General features: G+C 43.0%; 5 protein-coding genes and 1 pseudogene. 3 read left to right on the top strand and 3 right to left on the bottom strand.

The window, feature by feature from the left end:
• The coding region (locus BV372_RS30570; RefSeq protein ID WP_086690631.1) for a glycosyltransferase at nt 1-4,020 on the bottom strand (4,020 nt) is incomplete at its 3' end.
• 209 nt (nt 4,021-4,229) lie between these two features.
• Between BV372_RS30570 and BV372_RS30565 the strand changes: the two genes are divergently transcribed.
• Both BV372_RS30565 and BV372_RS30560 read left to right on the top strand, forming a co-directional pair.
• On the top strand, nt 4,230-6,179 hold the full coding sequence (locus BV372_RS30565; RefSeq protein WP_086690629.1) for a ShlB/FhaC/HecB family hemolysin secretion/activation protein: 1,950 nt from the start codon (nt 4,230-4,232) through the stop codon (nt 6,177-6,179).
• A 117-nt stretch (nt 6,180-6,296) separates the two neighbouring features.
• On the top strand, nt 6,297-6,707 hold the full coding sequence (locus tag BV372_RS30560) for a tetratricopeptide repeat protein (protein WP_086690627.1): 411 nt from the start codon (nt 6,297-6,299) through the stop codon (nt 6,705-6,707).
• 109 nt (nt 6,708-6,816) lie between these two features.
• Here the strand turns inward: BV372_RS30560 and BV372_RS30555 are convergent, their stop codons facing one another.
• Nucleotides 6,817-7,560, bottom strand: coding sequence for a Sir2 family NAD-dependent protein deacetylase (locus BV372_RS30555; RefSeq protein WP_086690625.1), 744 nt, complete (start codon nt 7,558-7,560; stop codon nt 6,817-6,819).
• A 666-nt stretch (nt 7,561-8,226) separates the two neighbouring features.
• On the opposite strand from BV372_RS30555, the gene malQ reads away from it, so the two are divergent.
• Complete coding sequence (gene malQ / locus BV372_RS30545; protein ID WP_086690621.1) at nt 8,227-9,747, top strand: 4-alpha-glucanotransferase; 1,521 nt, start codon at nt 8,227-8,229, stop codon at nt 9,745-9,747.
• A gap of 345 nt (nt 9,748-10,092) precedes the next feature.
• Here malQ and BV372_RS30540 read toward each other — a convergent pair.
• Nucleotides 10,093-10,213 (bottom strand): annotated as a pseudogene (locus BV372_RS30540) (photosystem II q(b) protein); the annotation flags it as partial.

Raw genomic sequence — 10,213 nt, 5'->3', positions numbered from 1 at the left:
CGTTGGCGTCGGCGTTGGTGTCGGCGTTGGCGTCGGCGTTGGCGTCGGCGTTGGCGTCGGAGTTGGTGTCGGAGTTGGTGTCGGCGTTGGCGTCGGGGTTGGAGTTGGGGTTGGGGTTGGCTCTGGCGTTGGTGTGGGCGTTGGTGTCGGCTCTGGAGTTGGTGTTGGAGTTGGTGTCGGGGTTGGTGTTGGCGTCGGGGTTGGTGTGGGGATAACGTTGATTCCTATTTGTACCTGTGCTGAAGAGGAAACAACATCGCTGGCGCTAATAGTAAAGGCAGTTAGGGAACCAGTTGCATCTGTAGGCGGCGTGTAAACTAAAGTATCACCGTTCGCCACAGTAGTAACACCAGGCGCAACAGGAACGCCATTAACAGTGAGACTGCCTGCATTCACCGCATCAACTCGAACAGTGGTGACATCATTGTTCGCATCAGACACTACTGCCGCCAAGCTATCAAAGGTAAAGGTAACTGGTTGATTAGTTTGGGTATCAGGTAACGATGAGATTGCTGTTAGCGTCGGAGGACTGTTGATGGAATTAATAGTTATGCCGCCAGGAGTTCCACTCGCAGTCCCATTAGTTGGTAAAACTGCGAAGGAATTGACTGCGGGATTTGGCAATATTATTGAACTTCCCCCAGCATTCAGTGCGCCTACTGTGCCGTTTACACTGGCATCACCTACAATAAATGGCTTATTATTGGGGCCACCATCATGTTGAATCGTGATAGTACCGCCTGTAGGAGGCGCTAAGGTAACATTTGGTTCGCCAAGAATAACTCCACCCGTAGCGATCGTATCACCGCCTAATGTCCCTGTGCCTTGGATTAGTCCGTTGGTCAGGACTTGTACATTACCACCTTGAATAGTGTTACCCAATTCTCCAGGTTCTGTTATTGCCTGTGAGTTGATCGTATTAAACAGAATTAGGCTGCCAAAAGGATTGGTAGTTTGTAGGCTGACACTACCGCCTGTAACTGTTACACCCAAACCAAAATTTGTGGCGATCGCGGAGCTATCAATAGTACTAGCAGTGATGTTATTTCCGGTAGTTAGACTAACTGCACCACCAGTAGCAGTTGCAGATCCATCGGCGTTGGTAGCGGTTGCTGAGGAATTAATAGCACCAACGCTGATATTATTTGTGGCTGTTAAGTTAACCGTACCACCTGTACCTGTAAAATTGCCTCCTCCATCTTTGCTGACAGAAGAGTTAATTGCACCTGTAGTAATGCTGCCAGCTGTAGTCTTTAATTGAACATTACCACCTGCACCAGAGTTACTGAAGCTATTACTAAAAGAAGAATTAATTGCATTAGTCAGGATATCACCTGCGGCATTTAATGTTACTGACCCACCACTTGCTGGAGTTGAAAATGAATTATTAGTGCTAGTGTCGAGATTTCCCAAAGTAATCGCGCCATTGGTACTAGTAACATCAATATTTCCAGTTCCATAGCCATTACCACTGACAATAATGTCACCTGCACTAATGTTGCCACTAGCGGACAAATTTACATTTCCGCTTTGACTAAAACTAGCAATTGTGTTGAGATTACCTAGCGATAAACTGGCACCGGAAATACTAATCGCTCCGCCGTTAGTGTTGATTGTATTGCTAGGATTAGCGAAAATTACAGAACCATTGGTTGAGGTTAGGCTGAAACCACCGCTACTGCCTAAGTTTAATGTCGCCACACCAGCCGCAGTAGTTACCCCTGGTGTATTGCCTGTGATGGTGTCGATGGTAATGTTGCCTGTGGCTTGTAAATTGATGTTTGCGCCAAATCCCAATGCATTGAGCGCTCCCCAAGAAACGGTGTTAGGTGAAATATCTGCCAGGTTCGATGGGATATTGCCAGCCGTACTATCAAAACTACCCCCTGATGGGGCATCGATAATAGTCAATGTGCTGGGGTCGAGGAATAAAGTCCCAAGATTGCCATTGGCAGCTGAAGTATTTACTAGACCATTAAAGGTTAAGAAATTTTTACCAGATACTTCAACAAAACCACCATTGCCGAGATTGGCCCCGCCGCGAGCAGTAATTTTACCGAAGAATTGGGTTGTGTCGTTACCCCAAACAATAACGCGCCCGCCATTCCCATTTAAGTTACTATCGGCTGCAATTACAGAGTTGGAATCAACATAAGTCTGATCGGCGTTGGGCGCAGTTCCCTGACCTTTGTAATCGCCGCCAATCAGGACAGTACCACCACCATTAGTACCAGAGGCATTAATATTGGCACCAACTAGCCCTACTTTGTTCCCCAAAACATTGACTGTACCGCCTGTTGTGCCCGATGCATCAACTTTGCCTGCAACAATGGTTGTACCGGGGGTAGTGGGAATATTAGTGTTGGAGCCTGAAACTTTTACAGTACCATCAGGATTGGCAGTTAACCCAGTGTTGCCTACTGTGAGCAATTCGGGCAAAGAGGCAACTGGGATTGCCCAGTCGTTTGGTTGGTTGCTACTAGAAGCTAGAGATTGAATCTCCAAACTCAACAAATTCCCTGGCTGGCTGAGACGTACCCAATTTTGTCCTGGTACAGATGTAACTAGAATTTGTCCTGCTGGTGCGGAGAGTTGTCCGGTATTCACCACCGTTCCGCCCAAAAGGCTTAAATTTTGTCCAGTACCTACTCCTAAATTACCAGCATTAATAATCGCTCCTGGCTGGCTCATAGTAAAGGCAAATCCCGTAGGATTACCTACTAAAATCGAGTAGTTATTATTACCTATGGCATTAAACCAACTGTTGCCAAAGTTAATACCGTTGGCTGTTGTCGCCGTGAAAGCGCCAGGGACATTTAAGCTGGCGTTTGACCCAAAAACAAATCCTGCTGGATTCATCAAAAACAAGTTAGGGCTACCACCTGTCACCTGAATTAAACCATTGATAATCGAAGCATTACCACCAGTTACCCGACCGAGGATATTTTGCAGATTGGGATTGGCTTGAAAGTTGGCGATTTGTTCTGGCGTGAGGCCAAATTGTTGAAAGCTGTGGAAGAGGTTGGCCCCATTACTAGATGTCGTACCACCAGTAATATCCAGTCTGTTGCCATTAGGAGTAACTATCGTGCCTGTACCATCGGCTGCGGGTACAATCTGCTGCCCTTGAGCCATGCGTACTGGAATGGCTGCAAGTAAAGGAAGCATTGCTAGACCAATATACTGAAAGCGCTTAAGAGCTTGATGCAGTACTTCACGGCTGACTACATTCGTCTTTTTGAGGACATTAACATGTAAAGGTTTCTGATGCCGCAAGATGAAGCGACCTGCGCTTAGTTCTACATCAATTCGATATTTGTCAGCCAATCCTCGCCGTTGCAGCGCTTGAGCAATAACTTGTTGAGAACACAACAGCAACTGCAACTTGCCTGCTTGAGTCATATTCCCTGGATGTTGGCGGTAATAGTAGAGTGCCTGCTTTATATGTCCTACCTGAGCAACTTCTGAGAGTCGCAAACAAAGATCGTAGTCTTCAGCATAATCCGGCGAGCCATTGAGTCCATTTACTAACTCGTACACTGAACGCCGAATTAGGCGGAAGTGAAAGGTCATAAAATCCACTAACAGTCGCTCTTTGGAGTAGGGAATGCGACAGCGATCGCCATATCCAATAACTTTACTGTTTGCGTCGATATCTAGGTAATCAGTGTAAACAAATCCGATTTCTGGGTGACGGTTAAGTACAGCAGCAGTTTCAGCCAAAGCGGTAGGGGCTAGCAGGTCGTCGCTATCTACCCAACCAATGTATCTTCCAGTAGTCTGAGCGATCGCAGCTTGACGAGATAACAGCATTCCCTGATGAGGTGCTTCGACTACGTGCACTCGCCCATCTTGCTGCGCATATTTTTTGGCGATCGCTACCGATCCATCTGTGGAGCCATCATCCCAGACTAGTAGCTCAAAGTCTTGCCATGTCTGGTTGAGGACGCTGGCGATCGCGGCCCCAAGGTAACGCTCCCGATTGTAATTAGTGATGACAATAGAAATCGGCAGTGACATGGAAGTGCTCCGAAGTTTTTAACCTGTTACCAGAATATAATGCTAATGGTTATCACTGAGGGGCCCTAGCTAAAAATTGTAGCTAAATACATCAATTCTTTGTACTGTTGCTGTAAAAAATATGGTATTCAAATATTACTGGGGCGTTATGGCATAATCCGGAGTCCAAACAGGCCAGGTCGTTAAATGAGACATCCCTACACAGTGAAATGAGAAAAGGTACAAAAACTGGTCTTCAGCCTCAAGCCCGCATTCAGCAAGGATTTATCTCTTTATCTCATCTGTTAAACAATCTGCACAGTTATCAAAGTCTCTGCTTCAAGTGCAGCTTGCTCATTGTGCATCTGGTTTCGATTATGGCGATGAATGGGCTAAAAGCTACAGCAAGCGATCGCGATGTTACCTCTTACCAAAAAAATGCTGAGTTGAAAGTTGTGAGCGTTGAATCCAAAAGCAACACTCTGGCTGTTGACTTAGTAAACGAGTCTCAAGCTTCTGATGTTCGCTATGGTGTACAACTCAACACTACAGAATCCTTAATAGTACAGACACCAGAGACTAACCCTTCTCAACAAGAGCCTTCACAAGTTAGCCAACCTACTCAACCTTCGCCAACGCCACCCGTAGAAACTCCCTCAACAACTCCTGAGCGAATTTACGTCCGAAAAATTCAGGTTATCGATAGCACAGTTTTTAAAGAACAACAGTTAAATCAGGTTGTACAGCCTTTTGAAGGGCGGGAATTGACGTTAGAAGAAATTAGAAAAGCCGCTGATGCTATTACCCAGCTTTACCTGAATAATAACTATATTAACTCTCGGGCGATTCCTCTAGCTCAGAAGCCCGGAAGCACAAATGGTGTCGTAGTAATTCGTGTCATAGAAGGGCGTGTAGCAGAAATTGATGTCCAAGGAACGCGGCGCTTAAATCCATCCTATGTTCGGAGTCGCATCCGATTGGGTGCAGGAATTCCTTTAAATACTATTCAGTTAGAAGAGCAACTGAAGTTACTGCGACTCGATCCGCTGTTCAAGAATGTGGAAGCCAGCCTTCGTCCTACGGGCAAAGTCGGTCAAAGTATTCTCATTGTTAGAGTTGAGGAAGCAAATTCTTTTACCAACAGCTTCAGTATAGATAACTACTCACCCCCTAGTATTGGTTCGGAAAGATTTGGGATTGAACTGCGCGATCGCAACATCACTGGGAATGGAGATGAACTAGCAGGCTCTTGGTATCGCACTCTCACAGGTGGTTCTGATGTCTTTGATTTTAGCTATCAAATTCCCGTCAACCCGATGAACGGGAGGATACGCTTGCGATTTTCACCCAATCGTAACGAAATTACTCAGCCACCGTTTGACCAGTTGGGTATTAAAGCGAACCAGGATGTATATGATATTAGTTTTCGTCAGCCATTAATGCGATCGCCTAGGGAAGAATTTGCTCTATCCTTAGGGTTTACTTATGAAGATGGTCAAACTTTTCTGTTCGATCAACTCCCAACCCCCTTTGGTATCGGCCCCGATCCTAATGGAGTCAGCCGTACTAGTGTGTTCAAGTTTAGCCAAGACTATGTTCGGCGCGATCCTCAAGGAGCCTGGTATTTACAATCACAATTTAGTTTAGGTACTGGCTTACTTGATGCCACTCTTAATCAAGATCCAATTCCTGATGGTCGTTTTTTCAGTTGGCTAGGTCAAATACAGCGCGTACAGCAACTCAATGAAGATCATTTGCTGCTCATGCAAGCGGAGTTACAACTCACACCAGACAGTCTCTTACCTTCCCAGCAATTTGTCATTGGCGGTGGACAGTCTGTACGCGGATATCGCCAAAATGCCCGCTCTGGAGATAATGGATTTCGTGTAGCCATCGAAGACCGAATTACAGTGGAACGTAATGAAGCTGGATTGCCTAAGATTGAGCTAGCACCATTTCTCGATTTAGGAGCAGTTTGGAATCAGTCTGATAATCCGAATAAGCAACCCAATCAAACTTTTCTGGCCAGCGCAGGCTTAGGGCTGTTGTGGAATCAAGCTTTAGGGATAGATCGGATGACGATGCGGCTTGATTATGCTATTCCCTTTGTCAATTTGAGCGATCGCGGCAATAACGCTCAGGATGAGGGCTTTTACTTTAGTATTCGCTATCAACCGTAAAATTATTCAATTTTCTTAATCGTTGATAATTGCTATTAGTTACAATCACAAAAATTGTGGGTACGCTAAAAGTATGCACAACCTGCAAAATCTTAGATTATTTTTATTTTCAGTAAGATGGATAGCAATGTTCAAGATTTCAACCAACCAGAGGCAACTCAATCATTGCAGGTAGAAATACCTGTAAAACCAAAAGATGCCAGGTTATATATTAAACAAGCCTACAATCATTTTGCACAGGGAGATATAGAGGAAGCCATCGCAGATTTCAATACAGCAATCTGCATTCATCCCAACAGTGCAGAACTTTTCACAGCACGCGCTAATTTTCGCAAAAAGAAATTAGGCGATCGCCAAGGCGCATTAGAAGATTACACCCAAGCTATATATATTAATCCTCATAACGCTTTCTTTTATTTTTGGCGCAGTCAGTTATACCAAGAATTAGGTAATCAACAAAAAGCGATTGAAGATTATAATGCAGCGGTGACTCTTGCCCCAGAAGGCACGATATATTACTTAATTTGACAATCCTGCGGAGTACCTGAACCACAAGCAACGTCCTAAGGATTCAGGTCTAAAGTTGAGGTATTAAAGATGGGGCTTGCACAGCAGTGTTATTAAGTTTGAGTAATGATTAATGAGGTGTCACATCTATATTAAACAGTAAAGGTAAAAGTTCTTCAGCCCGACCTAAATACTCTTCTTGAAAATAAGGATTTTTAGGTTTCATTGGCTCCAGATTTATGAATATAGTTTTAGCACCCACATAATTTGCCGAACGTACAAAGTTGGCTGCTGGCCATACAGTTCCTGATGTACCTATTGCAATAAAGAGGTCACAATCTCGTAAACTTCGCTTTGCCAGCCACTCTTTTTTAGCTGGTATTTGTTCACCAAATAGCACAATATCCAAACGTAGTGGATAGTTACAAAGTTGACAAATAGGCAGCAGATCTTTATGGGGAGATTTGTCTAAATAAGCGGTCAAGCTACAAGTCGGATTACTACACCGTGTATAATTAACGTTACCATGCAGTTCAATGACATTTCGACTACCTGCGCGTTGGTGCAATCCATCAATATTCTGGGTAATGAGAGTGAATTGTTGACTTGAGGAAAATCCTGCTTCAAACTTAGCCAGTGTTAGATGAGCCGCATTGGGTTGGGCAGTTTCTAATTGTGTTCTCAGCGTACCAAACAGTTGCCAGATGGCCAAGGGATTGGTTTGAAGAACCGAACTGTCCGCAGACTTCAGAGGATTAATCTCATTCCACAAGCCTTCTTGACCACGAAACGGTCGAATCCCAGAAGCGGCCGATACCCCAGCCCCTGTTAGAATAACGATATTACGATAGCAAGAAAAATCTAAAGATTGCATTGACTTTCTAAGATAATTTTTATCCAGAAATTATACAAGCCTCAACAGAACAGGGATAGTACAGCAACATTGTAAGTTGCGGATTAAACAATTGTATCACCGTAGAAATTACCGCCTCCACTTTTCGCCATCCTGTAAACTTTTTGCAAGTAATCAGGGTGATGAATTTGTTGTACTCTCAAATCTAAATCTCTGAAATTTGGTTCCAGCCATTGGATAGGAAGACACTTATTTTTTGTTTTAAACAGCAACAATCGCGAGTAATCTTTCTGGTCGTTCTGGATGATTTTCACCAGTGTAATGAAGCAAAAATTTATCGCTATATATGACAGTAATCATAATAGATAAAATTAACCTGTTCCCTTTATAACCATCTAATAGCCAAGTGACAAAGCATAAAAATTGAGCAACTATAGTCATCAAAATAATGAATTTTTTTTACTTAAATACGGCTGGAATGGTTATGAATGTCTGCTGCCAAATATCTGAGCAGCTATCAGGGCAAAATTCTTCTCCCACCAGTCCAGCATTGCTCTTTCATGTATCGCTGTAGCCGTCGCCTTATTTACATCATTCTCAAGCTAGAGGCATTTTTTCTAATTACGGGGGTAAATAAGCTTTTAGATAAAAGGATTATGTATTTACAGAATAAAAATTTGTACTGGTATGAAAAAAAGGTCTTTTCTAGCCCCACCCTATGCTAGAGGCAGCGGTTTACTGCTTCATCTAACTTCCTTACCTAGTCCTTTTGGTATTGGAGATTTAGGTTCTCAAGCTTATAGATTTATTGATTTCCTCAGTCATTCCAAGCAGACATTGTGGCAGATTCTTCCTTTAGGGCCTACTGGTTATGGTAATTCTCCCTATATGGCTTACTCAGCTATGGGAGTTAATCCTCTTTTAATTAGTTTAGAGAAACTTCAAGAAGAAGGTCTTCTCAAGAAGGAAGATTTCGCTAAACTACCTAAATTTTCAATTCACAAGGTTAATTACGAACAGGTTATAGAAAGCAAATTTCCATTACTACGACAGGCTTGGAAAAACTTTCAGCTAAATAAACCTCGACAACAGGCACTAGTAGAGTTTTGCCAAAAACAGGAAAGTTGGTTGGAAGATTATGCCTTATTTATGGCTCTAAAAAAGGCTCACCAAAACTTACCTTGGTATTGCTGGGAAACAGATATTGCTTGGCGACGACCTCAAGCTTTAAAACAGTATCAAAAGCATTTGCAAGAGGAAATTGCTTTTAATAAATTCTTACAGTTTTTGTTTTGGCAGCAGTGGTCAGAGTTGCGAGGCTATGCTTCTCAGCGGGGTGTCCAAATTATTGGAGATCTTCCATTCTATGTAGCTCATGACAGTGCGGATGTTTGGGCTGAACCAGAAAATTTTCAATTGAATCCTAAGACTGGAGAACTAACTTTCATGGCTGGAGCGCCTCCTGATTTCTTCTCCTCAACGGGACAACTTTGGGGGAACCCTGTGTATAACTGGAATTACTTGCAATCAAACAATTTTCGATGGTGGATACAGCGTTTTAATAACTTACTAACTTATGTAGACCTGATTCGTATTGATCACTTCCGAGGTTTTGAGGCTTATTGGCAAGTTCCTCAAGGAGAAACTACAGCAATAAATGGAGAATGGATCAAAGCACCAGGAGACTCCCTTTTTCAAACCCTCTTGAGAGAACTAGGTCATTTACCTGTCATAGCAGAAGATATCGGAACTATAACTTTTGAAGTTGATCAACTACGAAATAAATTTAACTTTCCTGGTTTAAAAGTGTTACAGTTTGCTTTCGATTTCAGTTCAGATAATGTTAACCTTCCGTTTAATTATACTCACAACTGCGTTGTTTATACTGGTAACCACGACAATGACACTATTGTCGGCTGGTTTGAGAAGCTCTGCGAGAATCAGCAAAAAGCTGTCATAAATTATTTAGGAAATTTTAGTGCTCAAAACATTCATTGGGATTTCATTCGTATGGCTATGAGTTCCGTGTCTAATCAAGCTATTATTCCTGTGCAAGACTTGTTGGGTTTAGGAAGTGAAGACCGGATGAATATACCTGGTAAATCTGCTGGAAACTGGGTGTGGCGCTATGAGTTAGATGCTTTAACTGATTCTTTGGGGGATTACTTAAAAACTCTTACTCAAACATATGGACGCATTCAAGGCTAGGAGAGGATACTCTGTTATTTTGTGATTTTAAGTTTGTGGAACAATACTTCTCGGTTAAGGAGAAAAGCAGGGTAAAGTAATAATTGTTCTCCAAGAATTGCGTAGAACACAGGGCTTGCCGCAGGCATCGCAAAAACATCAATATGATTTTTCAGATAGCTACGAAAATAGCATTCTTAATTTTTTGATTACTCATAACCAATTTCATAAATAAAGCCTTAATACAGTCTTTGAAGGCAAGGATTTATGTCTATATTGGTCAAGAAAATAGCAATTGAAAAGCGCCCCCCCGATTGGAAGAGCGCTTTTGATTCACACAGAAGCTATGATGTTGTTCTCAAAATATTAACCGTTGATAGCAGGAGCGGTTAACGCAACAGGAGCAACTTCGCCAGCAGCCAAATCGAGGGGGAAGTTGTGAGCGTTACGCTCGTGCATCACTTCCATACCCAGGTTAGCGCGGTTG

Source organism: Nostoc sp. T09 (assembly GCF_002154695.1).
Taxonomy (GTDB): domain Bacteria; phylum Cyanobacteriota; class Cyanobacteriia; order Cyanobacteriales; family Nostocaceae; genus Aulosira.
This window is presented reverse-complemented; position numbering and strand designations above follow the sequence as displayed.